At 40.2% G+C, this 17,954-nt stretch carries 13 protein-coding genes and 1 pseudogene; 9 read left to right on the top strand and 5 right to left on the bottom strand.

All coding sequences use genetic code 11. The features are described from left to right. Window positions 1–267 precede the first annotated feature (267 nt). On the bottom strand, window positions 268–594 hold the full coding sequence (trxA, locus tag AC5YD2_RS02650) for a thioredoxin (protein WP_496124826.1): 327 nt from the start codon (window positions 592–594) through the stop codon (window positions 268–270). Between the two features lie 268 nt (window positions 595–862). Between trxA and ppx the strand changes: the two genes are divergently transcribed. The 5 genes from ppx to AC5YD2_RS02625 all read left to right on the top strand — a co-directional run bounded on the left by ppx (window position 863) and on the right by AC5YD2_RS02625 (window position 5,996). After that, a complete protein-coding gene (gene ppx, locus AC5YD2_RS02645) occupies window positions 863–2,386 on the top strand; it encodes an exopolyphosphatase (RefSeq protein WP_496124825.1) in 1,524 nt (507 codons plus the stop codon). Between the two features lie 66 nt (window positions 2,387–2,452). Beyond that, a complete protein-coding gene (locus AC5YD2_RS02640; protein WP_496124824.1) occupies window positions 2,453–3,277 on the top strand; it encodes an acetyl-CoA carboxylase carboxyltransferase subunit alpha in 825 nt (274 codons plus the stop codon). Beyond that, window positions 3,214–4,566, top strand: a complete 1,353-nt coding sequence (gene tilS / locus AC5YD2_RS02635; RefSeq protein ID WP_496124823.1) for a tRNA lysidine(34) synthetase TilS — start codon at window positions 3,214–3,216, stop codon at window positions 4,564–4,566. Before AC5YD2_RS02640 ends, tilS begins: the two co-directional genes overlap by 64 nt. 25 nt (window positions 4,567–4,591) lie before the next feature. Continuing rightward, the gene (gene proC / locus AC5YD2_RS02630; RefSeq protein WP_496124822.1) at window positions 4,592–5,422 is read left to right on the top strand and encodes a pyrroline-5-carboxylate reductase; all 831 of its coding nucleotides are present in this window, start codon (window positions 4,592–4,594) and stop codon (window positions 5,420–5,422) included. A gap of 25 nt (window positions 5,423–5,447) precedes the next feature. Then, window positions 5,448–5,996: a YggT family protein gene (locus tag AC5YD2_RS02625; RefSeq protein WP_496124821.1), complete on the top strand. Its 549-nt coding sequence runs from the start codon at window positions 5,448–5,450 to the stop codon at window positions 5,994–5,996. 123 nt (window positions 5,997–6,119) lie between these two features. On the opposite strand, the gene polA is transcribed toward AC5YD2_RS02625, so the two are convergent. Continuing rightward, complete coding sequence (gene polA / locus AC5YD2_RS02620; RefSeq protein WP_496124820.1) at window positions 6,120–8,885, bottom strand: DNA polymerase I; 2,766 nt, start codon at window positions 8,883–8,885, stop codon at window positions 6,120–6,122. Between the two features lie 161 nt (window positions 8,886–9,046). On the opposite strand from polA, the gene AC5YD2_RS02615 reads away from it, so the two are divergent. Further along, window positions 9,047–11,818 carry a DUF2339 domain-containing protein gene (locus tag AC5YD2_RS02615; protein WP_496124945.1) on the top strand — a complete coding sequence of 924 codons (2,772 nt, stop codon included), beginning with the start codon at window positions 9,047–9,049 and terminating at the stop codon, window positions 11,816–11,818. Window positions 11,819–11,959: 141 nt separating this feature from the next. Here the strand turns inward: AC5YD2_RS02615 and AC5YD2_RS02610 are convergent, their stop codons facing one another. Continuing rightward, window positions 11,960–12,880, bottom strand: coding sequence for a mechanosensitive ion channel family protein (locus AC5YD2_RS02610; RefSeq protein ID WP_496124819.1), 921 nt, complete (start codon window positions 12,878–12,880; stop codon window positions 11,960–11,962). A 9-nt stretch (window positions 12,881–12,889) separates the two neighbouring features. Next, window positions 12,890–13,708, bottom strand: a complete 819-nt coding sequence (locus AC5YD2_RS02605) for a DUF432 domain-containing protein (RefSeq protein WP_496124818.1) — start codon at window positions 13,706–13,708, stop codon at window positions 12,890–12,892. Window positions 13,709–13,808: 100 nt separating this feature from the next. Between AC5YD2_RS02605 and gspE the strand changes: the two genes are divergently transcribed. After that, window positions 13,809–15,296 (top strand): type II secretion system ATPase GspE, encoded by a 1,488-nt coding sequence (gene gspE, locus AC5YD2_RS02600; protein WP_496124817.1) that lies wholly within the window; start codon window positions 13,809–13,811, stop codon window positions 15,294–15,296. A gap of 214 nt (window positions 15,297–15,510) precedes the next feature. Here the strand turns inward: gspE and AC5YD2_RS02595 are convergent. After that, window positions 15,511–15,681 (bottom strand): annotated as a pseudogene (locus tag AC5YD2_RS02595) (transposase); the annotation flags it as partial. A gap of 373 nt (window positions 15,682–16,054) precedes the next feature. On the opposite strand from AC5YD2_RS02595, the gene AC5YD2_RS02590 reads away from it, so the two are divergent. Next, window positions 16,055–16,441 (top strand): hypothetical protein, encoded by a 387-nt coding sequence (locus AC5YD2_RS02590; RefSeq protein WP_496124816.1) that lies wholly within the window; start codon window positions 16,055–16,057, stop codon window positions 16,439–16,441. Window positions 16,442–16,897: 456 nt separating this feature from the next. After that, window positions 16,898–17,954: ISNCY family transposase (locus AC5YD2_RS02585; protein WP_496124815.1), on the top strand; the 1,057-nt coding region annotated here is incomplete at its 3' end.

Raw genomic sequence — 17,954 nt, 5'->3', positions numbered from 1 at the left:
ATATCCGCAATGCAAGAAAAGAATCGCAATTGAACTTGCACAATAACAAACTCTAAATCTAGTTAGTTCTTTCGAGGAGAAATGTATAAACAATTTCTTGAGCCGAGCGGCGATCTTATGTTTTGTGTCTTTGTAAGAAACGAGGATAAATTGCCCAAGGGTTTCTTGATTTAGCAATATAAGTCAGAGCGGTACTTTTGTCAATTTAAGCTTGAAAAAAAGCGCTATAAATTTATAGCGCTTTAATATTTAAAATCTAATCAATGCTTAGATATTGTCTTCGATGAAAGCAGTTAATTTAGATTTTGGTGCAGCACCGACTTGAGTCGCCACAACTTCGCCATTTTTGAACATTAATAGTGCAGGAATGTTGCGAATGTTATAGTTTACAGCTGTTTGTTCGCAAGCAGTCACATCAACTTTAACGATTTTAACTTTACCTTCGTATTCGTTAGAAAGGACTTCAAGCACAGGTGCAATCGCTTTACAAGGCGCGCACCAACCTGCCCAAAAATCGACAAGTACGGGTGTATCTGAGTTTAAAACATCTGCTTCAAAGTTAGCATCAGTTGTATTTACGATGTTAGCTGACATGGAATCTGCTCCAAATATTTTAAAGATGATCTATCTATGAATATAAGTATTACATAGACCACTTTAACAAAGTAGGGGAATGCATCCATTTTTATCCTAAATTGTGCAATTGTCCAATTGAAGCTCACGATATTTACAATCGGAGCTCTAAACATGATCAGAATAGTGAAAATAATCAATTTGCATGATTTGTCATCATAAATGGCTTTAAAAAAATGAGCGCGTGAATTAATCTAAGCAACAATTCCGGTTGAACTTGTCGAAAATAATGTCAGATTTTTTGATTGATGAAGAATTACTTGCTGCCATTGATATGGGGTCGAACAGCTTCCATTTGGCGATTGCACGTGTTGATCATGGTGAAGTGAAGAAAGTTGCTTCAATGTCAGAAAAGGTTCAACTGGCTGCTGGGCTAGATGAAAATAAAAATTTAACCGAAGCTGCACAGCAACGTGGGCTGGCGTGTTTGGCACGTTTTGTTGGACGTTTAAGCTCAGTACAAAGTAATCGTTTACGTATTGTCGCAACCAATGCTTTACGTCAGGCGAAGAATGGTCACGAATTTATTCAAAGAGCTGCTGAAATTTTACCTAAGCCGATTGAAATTATTGCAGGGCGTGAAGAAGCTCGTCTCATTTATTTAGGCGTTTCACATACGATGGCAAATTCAGGTCGTCGTTTGGTGGTTGATATTGGTGGTGGTTCAACTGAATTAATCATTGGTGAAGAATTTGAGCCGATCCATACCGAATCTGTTCAAATGGGTTGTGTTGCGTTTACAAAAGCATTTTTTGCAGATGGTGAAATTAGCCCAAAAGCATTTGATAAAGCACTCACTGCTGCGCGTAAAGAAATGTCAGGCTTGGTCAATACTTATAAAGCTGCTGGTTGGGATACGGTTGTTGGATCGAGTGGAACGATTAAGGCATGTCGTCAAATTGCAGTTAATATGGGCTGGAGTGATGATCAGGAAAATCTGACACGCGAAGGTTTGGAAAAATTAAAAGATAGATTGCTTAAATATAAGCATGTTGCAGAAATAGAATTTGATGGTCTAAAAGAAGACCGTCGTGCTGTTTTGCCTGCGGGGATTGCCATTCTTTATGCCGTATTTGAGTTGCTGAATATTGATAAATTGGTGTATTCAGATGGTGCGTTACGTGAAGGCGTAATGTATGACCTATTGGGTCGTTTCCAGCACGAAGATGTGCGTGATCGCAGTGTGCATGCTTTGATGGGTCGCTATGGAGCAGATCCAAAACAGGCTGAGCGTGTGGTCGAAACTGCACAGAAGTTGTTTGATCGTGTTGCTGAAGCTTTAAAAATGAATAGCGATGACAGTGATTTATTGCGTCGTGCTGCTTATTTACATGAGATTGGATTGGCAATCAGTCATTCGGGTTATCATCGTCATGGTGCTTACTTACTACAGCACTCGGATATTCCCGGTTTCTCTCAAATTGATCAGAACTTTTTGTCACATTTGGTCGCTCATCACCGTCGTAAATTACGCGCTGAAGCCAAAATGGATGTGCAAAAAGTCGGTGGAATTAAGCTTGTACATTTAAGTTTATTACTTCGTCTCGCAATTTTACTGAATCATAGTCGCAGTGATGAGATGCTTCCTGCCATTGAATTGACCATTGAGAATGAGCAACAATGGCAACTTAGTGTTTCCGGAGATTCGAAACAGTGGCCCTTGTTGGTTGCAGACTTGCATGATGAGCAAGTGCAATTTAAAAACTGGGATATTGTTTTAAATATTCAGTCGGAAAAATTTATTGATGCCTAATCGCATCTCTAAAACAGAATTTTATTGGTTAGCTGATCAAGCTAATTTAGGGATATTCATCGACTTATGAAAAATAAAGCTGCTCAGTCTAAAGCATGGAAAACGGTTCAAATTGCACGTCATCCAGAACGTCCACAATTTTTGGACTATGTCGGTGAAATTTTTACTGAATTTGATGCCTTGCATGGTGACCGTCTCTATGGTGATGACGGTGCAATGGTTGGTGGTTTAGCACGGTTTAATGGTCAAGCTGTGATGGTGGTTGGTCAGCATCGCGGTCGTAGTACTCGTGAAAAACTTCAACATAACTTTGGGATGAGTAATCCTGAAGGTTATCGTAAATCACAACGTTTATTGGATATGGCTGAACGTTTCAATCTACCTGTGTTCACGTTCATTGACACGATGGGTGCATATCCAGGTGTGGGTGCGGAAGAACGTGGTCAGGCTGAAGCGATTGCAACAAGCTTAGCGCAACTGTCTAGTTTAAAAGTGCCTGTCATTGCAACTGTGTTGGGTGAGGGGGGTTCTGGTGGTGCCTTAGGTATTGGTGTGGCTGACCGTGTGATCATGCTCTCTCACAGTATCTATTCTGTGATTTCTCCAGAAGGTTGCGCTTCCATCCTCTGGAAAACAGCTGAAAAGGCTGAACAAGCAAGTGAAGCACTGGCTTTAACTGCGGATAAGTTAAAAGCGATGGGAATCGTGGAACATGTGGTTGATGAAGGTGAAGGTGCACATTTACATCCGTATGACGTCATGGAAAAATTGAAAGATGTATTACAAGCAACACTTGATGAACTTCTTCCAATGGATGCAAACCAACGATGCGAAGCACGTTACCAACGTTTAATGAAGTTTGGCAGCGACAATTTAGGGCTCGCTTCTTAAAACAAAGTTCACAATTTAGTGAAGATACCACCTTCCTGATTGGATGTAGCGGCGGCATGGATTCCATGCTGCTGTTATATCTGATGTCTGAAATATTTCCTAAAAAAATAAGAGCGATATACGTCAATCATCAGCTTCAAGCGATCAGTGATGAGTGGGCTAAATTTATAGCTGAGCAATGTAAAGCGCTTGATATCCCTTACATCATTCAAAAAGTGACTGTCGCTGAGGGAAATGTTGAAAATCAAGCCAGAACATCTCGGTATAAAGCTTACCAGCAACATATTCAATCGCATGAAGTTTTAGTACTTGCGCATCATCAACAAGACCAAGCTGAAACCGTATTACTGCGTTTACTTTCAGGCGCTGGAGTGCAAGGCTTGAGTGCGATGAAGCACGTAGATCAACGCAATCATTTGTCTATTTGGCGTCCTATACTTGATCTATCTCGTGAGCAAATTTGCCAATGGGTAGCGCAAAGCCAGATCCCCTATGTTGATGATCCGACCAATTTTGATACTCACTATGACCGTGCATGGTGTAGGCAAGAACTTTGGCATATTTTGCAAAGTCGTTTTCCTAAAATGCAGCAAGCTGTCAGTCGAACGAGTTATCTGATGCAGGATGCTGATGAAATTCTAAATGAAGTATTAGAACAAGATTTAGTAAAGTGTGGAGATAGTCAACATCTCAAAATAGAAGCTTTAAATCAGCTCTCCAAAGCACGCCAACGTCAGTTATTGTCTTCATGGATGCGAGGGGAGTCAACTTATCGGCCTGCATTTGAAATGGTTCAACGTTTAGTGGAAGAAGTGATTGAGTCGAAAAAAGATGCTCAATCCGCTTTGCATTGGAATGAATTTTATTATGTTCGTTTCCAGCAGGTTTTATATCGATTAGACAAAGCAATATATTTGGCAGATCAACAGGCTTTAAAAGTTGATCAAAAGATTCAATGCTTCTTAAATCAAGCGATCCAAACTGCAAGTGGTCATTTTTACATTGAAACTGCCGAAATAGGTTTGAATTTTGCATTGTTAAATCAAAAGCTAGAGTTAAAGTTACGACAGGGTGGAGAAAAAATTCATCTCTATGGTCGGGTTGGTGCATGGCCATTGAAAAAAGCCATTCAAGAAGCGCAAATTTTTCCTTGGACTCGTCATACAATTCAAATATTAAGCATAGATAATGTTATGCTTGGTGTTTTTACGCCAAAAGGGTTTTGGTTGGCGCAATCCGAATATTGTGAAGTGGGCGGATGGCAACCAAAGTTAATCTCTTCGTTATAAAAAGATTTTAGGTCGAGTGTAATTCATGAGTGCTGCTTTAAATTGTAATATTTGTTTCATTGGTGGTGGGAATATGGCTCAAGCCTTAATTGGCGGTCTATTGAGTCGTGGTTTACCTGCTACACGTGTGACTGTGTCTGATCCAGTTGAACATGTGCGTGAATTATTACAAGCTAAAGATATTCATGTGACTGACAATAATATCGATGCAATTCGTGATGCAGACATCGTTGTTCTTGCTGTTAAGCCTCAAGTTTTAGCAGATGTTTTGAAACCATTGAATGGTTTATTCAACGATAAATTGATCGTTTCAATCGTTGCTGGTGCTGAAATTGAAACCCTTTCTAAATTCACGGGTTCTGAAATGGTGGTTCGTGTCATGCCGAATACGCCTGCTCTGGTACAAACTGGCGCGCATGGCTTATTTGCTTATCCTGTAGTTGATGATGCTAAGCGTGAATTGGCAAGTCAGGTATTGGCTGCAACAGGTTTGACGCTTTGGGTAAAAAGTGAAGATCAAATTGATGCAGTAACAGCAGTATCAGGTTCAGGTCCAGCATACTTTTTCTATATGATGGAAAGTATGATTCGCGCAGGCAAAAATATGGGCTTGGATGAAAAAACGGCGACTGCTTTGACTTTACAAACAGCGTTGGGTGCTGCACAAATGGCCATCACCAGTTCAAATACACCTGCTGAGTTACGTAAAAATGTGACTTCGCCAAATGGTACGACGCAAGCTGCGCTTGAAGTTTTTGATCGTGCGCAAATATCACAAAATATTCAAACAGCTTTGGCTGCTGCACAAAAACGTAGTCAAGAGTTGGCTCAAGATTTAAGCGATAGTGCTAAATAACCAATTTTATTAGGAAAGTTGAAGTATGGGTGCGAGTTCTGCGCTATTTTTTGACATTATCATTAATGTTGCAATTTTATTGGTTTTCTTTCGCTTCTTAATGCAATTGGCGGGTGTGAATCCATATAATCCAGTGGTTCAATCGACCACTAAAGCGACAAAAATCGTCGATGTATTTGGTCGTATTTTACCGACTGTTGCAGGTGGACGTGTCAATCTTGCTGCATTGGTATTGGTCATTTTACTGTATTTCTTAAAAGTATTTGGTTTTAAATATCTCAATGCTCAACCGACTGGAACAACGCTTTATTTTGTTGTTTCGACCATGTTGTCGATGTTGCTCTCGTTAGTGAGTATTTTGAAATACATGTTATTCGGTTACATCATTTGTAGTTGGATCGTGATGTTTACCCAATCTCGTTCTCCATACATTGAAGTTTTACAAGAACTTGCTGAGCCAATGCTTGCACCATTCCGTAAAATTATGCCGAATATGGGGATGATCGATCTTTCTCCAATCTTGGCATTTTTTACACTGTATATTGCTGAAATGATGTTGAAATCAATCGGATAAAATTTGATAAGCAATAAAAAAGGACTCAGTAGAGTCCTTTTTTATTAGCAAGAGTTTTATGAGCTCTCCCTTGCGAAGCGGTGCTTCTCATCTCTTAGAAGGAGAGGGAATCTAAAAGGAAGATTAATGTGCTTCATCCCAGTTTTTACCTTGACCCACTTCAACCAGTAAAGGCACTGAGATTTTCACCACATTTTGCATAGCTTCAGCAATTTTCACTGCCAATTCATCTGCGATGCTTTCATCTACCTCAAACACCAATTCATCGTGTACTTGCAGTAACAGCTTTGCTTGATTTTTTGGCAGAATTTTATCAACTTCAATCATCGCGAGTTTAATGATTTCAGCCGCAGAGCCTTGAAGTGGTGCATTAATCGCAGCACGTTCAGCTGCTTTACGAATCATCATATTACGTGCATCAATATCGGGTGTATATAAACGGCGTCCAGTGATGGTTTCCACATAACCTTGTTCTAAAGCGACTTGGCGAGTACGTTGCATGTACTCATAGATGCCAGGGTAGCGATGGAAATACTGCTTAATGTAATTTTGTGATTCTTCACGAGTAAAACCGAGTTGACGAATCAAGCCAAATTCAGACATACCGTAGAGCAATCCAAAGTTAACCGCTTTGGCTTGACGACGTTGATCATGGGTCACATCTTCCAGTGCAACATTCAATACTTCCGCAGCAGTGCGACGATGTACATCTTGTCCGTTATTGAAAGCATCTACCAAAGCATCATCTTGAGAGAAATGTGCCATTAAACGTAGCTCGATTTGCGAATAATCGGCTGCTAGTAATACGCGACCTTCAGGTGCGACAAAGGCTTTACGAATTTGACGACCAATTTCTTCACGTATAGGAATGTTTTGTAGATTTGGATCGGTAGATGAGAGGCGACCCGTTGCTGTCAAAGCTTGATGGTAGCTGGTATGAACGCGTTTGGTTCCATCATTGGCCTGTTTTAACAAACCATCTGTGTAAGTACTTTTAAGTTTGGTCAGCCCACGATATTCCAAAATCAGTTCTGCAATCGGGTGATCAATTTTTTCTAAAATACTTTCACTGGTGCTGTACTGACCTGTAGCTGTTTTTTTGCCCCCTTTTAACCCTAATTTATCAAATAGAATTTCACCGACTTGTTTGGGTGAGCTGACATTAAACGGTTGACCCGCTATCTCAATAATTTGGTTTTCTAAGTTTTGAATGGTATCTGCAAACTCACAACCCAATTGATCTAGGAACTGTAAATCAAGCTCAATGCCATTTTCCTCCATAGAGGTCAGTACCGATGCTGTTGGGACTTCGATCTTATGTAAAATGTCACTTAATGGTGGCGTTTCTTTGAGCTTACGATCCAGCACTTCATAGAGGCGATAGGTCACATGCGCATCTTCAGCGGCGTAGTGTGCAGCAGTTTCAATCTCGATCTGATTAAAGGTTTTTTGTTTTGCACCTTTACCTGCAACCTGCTCGTAAGTTGTAGTCAAATGACTCAAGTAAACACGTGCCACATCATCCATGCCATGACGCGTCGCAACCGCATTCAGGACATAAGACGCCAACATGGTATCGAAATACCAACCCTGCAAATGAATGCCGTGATTTTCTAAAATATGAGCATCGTACTTTAAATGATGTCCAATTTTTTCAACTTGAGGATTTTCTAAAATCGGTTTGATCTGCGCGATAATCGAATCGCGATTGAGCTGTTCAGGCGCACCTTCGTAATCGTGTGCGAGTGGTACGTAATAAGCATCATTGCCATCAAATGCAACCGAAAATCCGACCATTTCAGCAATCCGATAATCTAGACTGGTGGTCTCAGTATCAAATGCAAAACGTGTTGCTGTGCTTAAGCGTTTGAAGAATGTTTCCCAATCGGATTGGCTCAGTATCGTGTGGTAAGTCGCTTTTCCTAATTGATCATCTACACTGCTTAAGGTGGCTTGATCTTCAGGTGCTGTTATAGGTACTGCAGGGACAGACTTTTCAATACTTTTAGAAGTTTGCTTGTAGGTCGAATTATTTGGATTATTAGGGTGGTCTAAAGACTGAAGTTGATTACGGAACTCCAATTCAGTATATAAACGGCGTAATTCCTCAACATTTGGATCAGCCAGTTTTAAATCTTCATACGTTAGATTTAAATCTAGGTCACACACAATACTTGCCAATTGATGATCGAGGGTAATGCCTTCAACACTGTCTTTAATGTTTTGACCGACTTTACCTTTGATCTTGTCGACATTTTCTAAAATACCGCCAATTGAACCATATTCGTTTAGCAGTTTAGCAGCAGTTTTTGCACCGACACCTGGAACCCCCATAATGCCATCAGAGGCATCACCCATCAGGGTAAGATAGTCGATAATCTGGTTTGGCCAGACGCCGAATTTTTCAAAGACGCCGTTCACATCCATTGGTTTGTCTTTAAAGCTGTCTTCTAAAGTCACTTTGTCAGTCACTAACTGTGCCATGTCTTTATCTCCTGTCGAGATCAAGACTTGATAACCTTCTTTTTCCGCACGTTTTGCTAAGGTTCCAATAATATCGTCGGCTTCGGCGCCTGGGAGCACGTGTAAAGGAATACCCAATGCACGAATTAAATTGTGCAAGTAAGGAATTTGCTGTGACAGCTCATCTGGCATGCTTGGACGATCACCTTTATAAATCGGTGAAAGCTCATGACGAAAAGTGGGTTCTGGTGTGTCAAAAATAACCGCCATGTGAGTTGGTTGGACACGACGCATCAGTTTTTGGATCGCAGAAATTGCACCACGAATCGCGTTGGTCTGTAACCCTGTTGAAGTGGTTAGCGGTGGTAATGCATGGTATGCACGAAATAAAAAATATGACCCATCGACCAAGACAAATGGTGGCATCGAAACGTTCCTAATCCAAATAACTGGGGTATTGTACGTGATTTTAGTTCCCAAAGTTGTATCAAGATGAATCATGGACTTACCGAATATCTGATGAATTGAAGCATATAAAGAAATAAGCTGTTGTATGATCGCGGTTCATGGAAAGAGAAACAAATAATATGTTTAAAGCGCAAAGCGAAGTCAGAATGATTTGGTTGATGGTCCTGATCATTTGTGCCGTCGGGGCATGGTTTTTAGCCGTACCAACTTTAACGTATATCTGTCTAATTGCTTTCGTGATGAGTGTGATTCAGTACGTGGATGCCATTCAGAAACCCATAGAGGTGATCGCACAACAACATGATGATCAAGTCGCTTATACCTCTAAAGTGCCCTTATATATTTCATCCATAATTGCTTTGGTGGGTGGATTTATTCATTTAAGTTGGATGGTCGCCCTTGGCGCGACACTGTGGATTTTTTTCTTTTTAAGATGGTTAAGGCGTTTAGAAACCAATTTAGAAGTCATTCATTATCGTCAGTCAATGGCTCTCCAACAGCAACAAACTAAAGCCCAAGAACCAACTTCTAATATCCCTTTAGATGCACACCAATTGCCTTATCCAGCATCGAATCTTAACAACTCTTTAACCAAGCATGAGCAACTCAGTTTCACTGAACAAATGAGTCAGTGGATTTTTAAAGGTAATCCAGTCTTAAAAGTTGCAATATTGGTACTGGTGATTGGTGTCATTCTTTTACTTCGGTTTGCAACTGAACATTGGCAATTGAGCTTGGCATTGAAGCTAGGAATCGTCGGCCTGATGAGTGCTACGGTCACCGCAATTGGGTATGTGCTACACAATAAGAATCGTAGTTTCTCGTTAGCTTTAGAGGGTTTGGGGCAAGCTGGATTATTTCTGACCTTATTTTTTGCGTATTATAATCAAGTGATCAGTACTTTAACTGTCGCTGCACTGTGTTATGCCATCATCATGATGCTGACTTTGTATCTCAGTTTAAAACAACAAAGTATTGAGTTGGCGTTGATGGCAATGTTGATTGCTTATTTAGCACCGTTTACTTTGCCTGTTCGCGATGCAACTGCGGTTGAATTTGTTGCCTACTATGTGATGATCAATATAGCGGTTGCTATTTTAACGACGCTTAGACCATGGAAAATACTCAATCAGATTGCCTTTTTAGCGACAGTGTTGATTGCAGGTGGCTATGCATTTTTAAATGGGAGCGATCATGACCGAGCGATCATGACCATTTTAGTGCTTATACATACTGCGATTTTTGTGTGGTTAGGTTTTCGATTTAGTCAGTTGATTGCTCAGACGGATTTAGATCAATTTAAATTAAAACCCGTGCTCGATGTTGCCTTAATTTTTAGTGCACCGATTGTCGGTTTTAGCTTTATTTATCTAATCTACTTTCAGGAAAGTTATACGCAAGCAGGGATGAGTTTAGGCTTTGCTACAAGTTATGGATTCCTTTATCTATTGGCAAAGCGCAGTCATGTCGTCAGTATGATTGCACAAAGTTATTTTAGTTTGATGCTGATTTTCTTGGCATTGATTCCTCCGATTTTATTAAAACAAGAATGGAGTGTCATTGGTTGGTCTATCGAAGGCTTACTCATTTTTATCTTCGCTTTATATCGTAATTCCTCGATTAGCCGTTATCTTGCAATGGGTTTGCTGATGGTTGCAGGGTTGACCAGTTTGTATTATTGGGTGGAATTGCCTGAATTTCCGCGACTGATGTTTGGGGTTCTAACGCTTTGTTATTTTGCAGTTCTGTACATTGCCAATGTCAAAGCGAGTTTTCAAAGCCAACTTTCAATGGCGACCACAGCATTCTTTAGTCTGATCAGTATTGCTGCAACAACAATGCTGCTCATCTTATGTATGGATTATCTCAACAGTTCGAATCAATGGGTGATGAGCCTGCTCATTGGAACAACGATTTTCATGCTGATCAATGAAGGTTTATTCAATGCGAAAGCCGCATGGTCTTGGCGACTACCGAAATGCTTCGGTCTGATGGTGTTGTTTATCTTCGCATTTGGCATTCTGATTCGTTATAGCCAAGAGGGTGTGGTGCTTTGGACAACGACATTCAATCAACTAGGCTTCGCATTTGCCGGGTTGATGATGGCTTGGCTATGGTTAAGACCCATGCCGGGGCTAGGATCTATGTTGGGGTTAAAGGCTGAACAAGAGTGGGTCAGCCTAGGGGTATTGTCATCTTTCGCATTGGCAAGTTTGACGATCGTTCCAAGCATGCCCTTTATCAGTGTCGTGATTCTGCCATTGGTATTTTGTATTTGGTGCTATTTCAAAAAGACGGATTCAGACTGGCAAATATTTTGGCAAACGCGCAGTAGTTTATTGCTGATGATGATTTGGATTATTGGTTCACAACTTTTCTCACAGCAGGCATTTCAAGGCTATTTATTCGTCGTAATCAATCCTTTTGATGTGGTGAGCTTAGCTATGCTTGCTGGATTCTTGTGGATGCTATCCCTTCAGTTTAAATCAGGTCTTGATCAAGGCATTGTCGCGATATTGATGGTTTTAAGTGTGCTGTGGCTGATTAGTTATATTCTGTTAAGAGCATTGCATGTCTATTTCGATACGCCTTATAACGATTTAACCATTTGGGGAAATGCACTGATACAACTGAGTTTGACTTTGCTTTGGGTCAGTCTCGCATTTATCACCATGAGCCTAGCCAGTCGAAAAAAAATCCGTTCCGTGTGGATTTTAGGTGGAAGTATTTTATTTATTGTGACCTTGAAGTTGGTGCTGTTTGATTTGTCACATATCGGAACACTAACACGAGTCATATCATTCTTAGGGGCAGGCTTGGTGATGTTGATGATTGCTTATATCGCACCGATTCCAGAAAGTGAGCAAGTCATCAAACATGAAGCGAATTAGTTTAATGTGATGATGTCATAAAGACAAAGAATGAGAGCATCCAAAGCATTTGGATTAAGAGTTGATAAGAACTTAAAGTATTTAATTGAGTACATCCAGTTCCTTAATCACGAAGAGACTGGATGTACTTTTTATTGGTCTTTATTTTAATTTCGGCTCACGGTCGATTTCTTTTTGATTGGCATATTGATCAATTTCCTCGTCTTGCAACAGTTGCTGAGATGGACGATCCACAAAGCCCATTTTAGGTACAGGAATCTCGATTTGGTTTTCCACAAAACCATTTCGAATACGTTCTTGCATTTCATCACGAACTTTTAAAAAGTTCTCTTGTTGACACCAAATTGCGAATAACAATTCGATAGAGGATTCACGAAAAGCAGTTACTGTTACTGCGGGTTTCGGATCGGCAAGAACCAATGGATAAGATGCCGCAACTTTGAGTAGAACTTCACGTACTTTAATGATGTCTTCATGAAAGTTGATTGCAAGCGTAATCGGAATTCGCCGTATAGGAAACTTCGATAAGTTGTGTACAGGGGCTCGAATCAGCTGTTCATTCGGCAATCGAACATAGACATTGTCCTGTGTCAAAAGCTTCACAGACAATAAATCAATCGAAATCACTTCACCTTCAATGGTATGTCCACGAATCAAAGTAATTTGAATGGTATCGCCAATCTCAAATGAGCCTTCACCGATGAGGAACAAACCGCTGATTAAGTTGGTTGCAGACGTTTGCGAGGCAAAACCTAAGGCAACCGTTAAAATACCCGCAGCACCGAGAAAGACGCTGAGTTTAAATCCGGCTTCTTTTAAGCTTGCCATCACGAAAATGAGAAAAATAAAGTAGAAAATACCCCGACGCCAGACTAAGCGCTGATGGGCATTAAACTTCGCACCGATGGTACGGATGAAAGTGTTTGATACCACGCGAGCAAACAAAAAACCAATAAAACACAGGACGATCGCAATGATAATTTCAGTCAGGCGATCGGTATTGATATTGGTAAATATACTTTTGAGGCTGTCTGCAATGGTTTTAGTAAGACTATCTGCCATGTTGCCTCCTTAGAAGAATGAATCAAACATATTAAATAAAACACCACCCGGTGCTCGCGCTTGATTGATATAAGTCACTTCTCCAGCCAAAGGAGGCGTTTTATTTTCAATTCGAATACGCGCTGGACGGTCCATTCCTTCATGGATAACCTTAATTTGTGATGTCCATAGTCGAGTAGTACTTTCACTAAAAAATAGTGGAAGGGCAGGCACTGGAACATTCATACGGTCGAAACGAAGCTGATGGTTACTGACATTATGGAAATCAATCGGCGTCACCGCACGAAACGCACGAGGGCGAAGTTGTTTCAACTCGGTACGTCCATCGACAGAGGTGGCATAACACATGTCACCACTACGATGATCTGGACCAAACCAAGTATCTTTGGGTTGAATGACAGGAATATCAAATAAAGGATTTTTTTGACCTTGTGCAAAACCTGAAATCCACAGTGGTGTACTGATATAGAGTGTACCGCGTTGTCCAGCAGGAATATAAATCGGATCTACAGGGCGAATCACCACTGAGCGATCAGCTAGTCTGGGAATCAGTTGAAAACTTGGACTGGTTTCTCGAAACATATAGCGTTCGACATGAACCGGCTGTGGAAATGCAAAATTCACATCCTCTATACGGTGCCAAGTTTGTTCATAGTCGTATTGAACTTGAGGACGAAAATATTCCAAGCGCCATTCTTGTAAACTGCGCGTCACTCTCACCAACAAAGAACCGAATTTCCATGCCTTGGATTGATTCAGTTCAAATTGTTGTTCGCCCCACCACTTAAAATCTGTAACTTCAGATTCGAATTGATCATTTTGAAACAAAGTCACTCATCCTTTATTTAAATTCTTTCAAAAAACTGGTTCACGCTAAGATGTGCTTAGAGTACACTCAAATTAACCTAAATCATCATCATAAGTTGTAATGCAAGTACTTAAACAACTACAAATTCCGTATAGTTTTGCAAAAAAGCATGGCGTTTTGTTACGTTATGAGGGTGATCAAGTTTTTATTGTTCGCCGTCAAGATACGACTTTAACTGCGATTCAAGAAGCACGACGTTTCGTAGGTCGAGTTGCCCATCATCAGCTTAATTCTGACCAAGATTTTAATCAATTGTTGACTTCAAGTTATGCAGGTGAGACAGGCGAGTCACAGCAAGTGGCTGCGGGACTTGAAGATCATCCCGATTTGCTCAGTCTTGCCGATCAAGTGCCTGAAACTGAAGATCTCATGGATCAAGAGGATGATGCACCCATCGTTCGTTTGATCAATGCCTTATTGTCTGAGGCAATCCGTGTGGGAGCTTCTGATATTCATATTGAAGCATTCGAAAAGAAACTTTCAGTGCGGTTACGTGTAGATGGTCAACTGCGTGAAATTGTGCAACCTCGTCGTGAGCTTGCGCCCCTCCTTGTGTCACGTATTAAAGTCATGGCAAAACTGGATATTGCGGAGAAGCGTGTACCTCAAGATGGCCGTATTTCTTTAAGACTTGCAGGTCGTGAAGTCGATGTGCGTGTATCGACATTGCCTTCTTCACATGGTGAACGTGTGGTGATGCGTTTACTGGATAAACAAGCGGGGCGTTTAAATATGACCCATTTGGGTCTAATGAAAGATGACTATGAACGTCTGACCCATTTGGTGCATCGACCGCATGGCATTATTTTGGTGACGGGACCTACGGGTTCAGGTAAAACCACCACGCTTTATGCTGCTTTGTCTGACTTAAATGATGGCTCTAAAAATATTCTGACTGCTGAAGATCCGATTGAGTATCAATTAGAAGGTATTGGGCAGACGCAGGTTAATAATAAAGTGGATATGACTTTTGCACGTGCTTTAAAAGCCATGCTTCGTCAGGATCCTGATGTAGTGATGGTGGGGGAAATCCGTGATTTGGAGACGGCTGAAATTGCAGTCCAAGCATCACTCACAGGTCACTTGGTTCTTTCTACACTGCATACCAATACTGCGATTGGTGCTGTGACTCGTCTAAAAGATATGGGGATTGAGCCATTCTTGTTGGCAAGCTCCTTGATCGGAGTCATTGCACAGCGCTTGGTTCGAACGCTATGCCCACATTGCCATACATGGCATGAAGCAGATGCCTTTGAAAAAGAGCTATTTAAAAATTTAGAGTTAACTGAAGAATTGAAGCTTCCAAGTCCAAAAGGCTGTGAGCATTGTTCGCATACAGGTTTTAGTGGTCGTACTGCGATTTATGAAATTGTGCCTGTAGACGATCAAATGCGCCGTTTGATTCATGGCAATGCGGCTGAGTATGAGTTGGAAACCTATGCTCGAAATCAAAGTACATCGATTCGTGATGATGGTTTGAGAAAGGTGCTTGCAGGTAAAAGTACGCTTGAGGAAGTTTTAAGAGTGACAAATGAAGCAGTGGACTAATCACAGAATTATTGTTTAATGAGTCTAGTTAAAATCGTGAACCAGTACTTAGATATCAGTCGTGTAATGTTGAAAATCAAAAAAAGCCTAGATCGGTAGATCTGGGCTTTTTGATATATGATAAAACTATGATTTATATAAAATAAAAAATATCATTTCGCATAAGGTGTATTATTTTAATTTTAGAAAAACTATTGAGAGAATAAAAATGAAAGGCTGAACAAGCTATTTCACCACATTGATTCATCGCACTATGTAACTTACAGCCATAAAACCACCCCATCAAACTTTTACAACGAGATACAATTTTGGTTAGGGATTTATGGCGTTGAATCTGCTGATTTTTACAGACCGATAGAGTTGTTGAATCAATCCATAAATATTGTTTGTATTAGCCTTAATTAAGCAAAATAATGTCCTAAACATGGATCTAGAGCTATGAGTTAGGTATGGTAATTTAACTGATAGCTTTAATCCTCTTATTTTTCAAGTTAGTTTCTTATCTGTGATTCGGATTAAATAACATTAAAACTAAACAAAAATGGCCACATTATGAGTTAGGATTAATTAACTTAAAAAAGAATAAATAACCCGAATCCTGCTTAAAGAAATGAGATTATTAATCTTGAGACTTATCCATCATTTTGAGCATAAAAAAGTCTATTCTTTGGTCTGATAACACTAAAAACTAATCATAAAATTACATTGAGCTTATGATTTTAAAGAAAAATCCTTATCCGCGATTCGGGTTAAATAGAATGAAACCACAATTTCTATATCATGGTTCTAGGTTTTTATTAAAAGTTCTAGAACCAAAACAAGCTGTAGGATTTCAATCTGAAGATAACTTATTCGGTATTTATGCCTCTGCTGAAAAAAGCATAGCTTCACTATTTGCAATCACATATGTTGGGCACTCAGACAATGCAAAATTTGAGATTAGACAAGAGCAAAATAAATTTTATGTTTATCTTTATAAAACTACAGTTAAATGGAATAAGTTAGGTTATTTATACACCATTTCTTCTAAACATTTTCAACAAATGGACGAGCAACAGTGGATTTCACACCAGAAGCTTACTCCTCAAACTATAGAAACAATTAACCCCTATAATTTTCAAAAATTTATTAGAATAATAAGTTAGCGTATTCTTTAATAAATTAAAAGTTGGTGGTCAAATATGAAGTGCTACCAGCTATCTTTTATATCCTAATTATATTTCAATAAAAAATAGATGCAAATTCTTGAAAAAGCTTAAAGTATTTCGTGTCAAGATTTCCAAGCGATTTCTTAATGTGGCATTAAAGCGCTCAACATGATTGTTTGATTGAATTCGTCGTAAACCAAGTTTTGGATTAGGCATTCATTGAAGCACAACAATTATTAATTAATAATTTGAAGGCTACAAAATTAGATAAATTGGTACATGATTTTCAGATCGAATGGAATAAACATATTGCGATTAACCAGTTCGATTTAACATAATGGGCGTTACGCGAAATTCTCGTGTTAGAACCCATTTAAATTGTCTATATTCTCACCAATAAAAATGTCTAGTTTATGATGGTTTTTATCATCATGGACTGGATATAAAATATAGATGCTGATCACTATGTCTGATAAAGAAATTCAACGTCTTGCAGTTCTGCAAGAGGTTCGAGATCATCGTATTACCCAAGTCCGTGCTGCTGAAATCCTGAATCTTTCCACTCGTCAAATTACCCGGTTATTGCAGAAGCTCCATCAAGACGGTGTTTCAGGTCTGGCGCATGCCAGTCGTGGTCACCCGGGTCATCATCGCCATGATGAGTTATTAAAATCAAAGTGCCTTTCCATTATTTCTGAACATCTGCTCGGATTTGGACCCACCTTGGCGCATGAGAAGCTCAGCAGCATGTTTGACCTGAATATCCCTGTAGAAACGCTTCGGCGCTGGATGACTGCAAATGAGCTCTGGATTCCGCGATCCAAACGTCTAAAACGCCCATATCAGCCACGCTATAACCGGGATTGCTTGGGTGAGCTGATTCAGATTGATGGCTCATATCATGACTGGTTTGAAGGCCGAGCCGCCAAATGCTGCTTGCTGGTTTATATCGATGATGCCACTGGAAAGCTGTTGCATCTGCGCTTTTGTGAAGCGGAAACGACCTTTGATTACATGCTTTCAACCCGAGCCTACATTGAGCAATATGGGAAGCCCTTGGCCTTTTATAGCGATAAACACTCGGTATTCCGAGTCAATCAGAAATCGAGCCAAGACAGCAAGATCACGCAATTTGGGCGGATTCTGAACGAGTTAAACATTGATATTATCTTCGCCAACTCACCACAGGCCAAAGGCCGCGTAGAACGAGCGAATAGAACCCTTCAGGACCGTTTGATCAAGGAGATGCGCCTAGAAGGCATCGGTTCGATTGCTGAAGCCAATGCATGGCTACCCTGCTTTATTGAGCATTTCAATCAGAGGTTCGCCAAATGTGCGAGAAACTCAAAGAATTTACATCGGCCCTTAACCGAATCTGATCTTGAACTGGATGATATTTTTACCTGGCAGGAACCGCGTAAGGTCACCAAGAATCTAACCCTGACCTATGACAAATGTATTTATATGCTTGAACCGACTGAATTAAACCAGAAATTAGTTGGGCAATATA

Source organism: Acinetobacter sp. CY73 (assembly GCF_059515865.1).
This window is presented reverse-complemented; position numbering and strand designations above follow the sequence as displayed.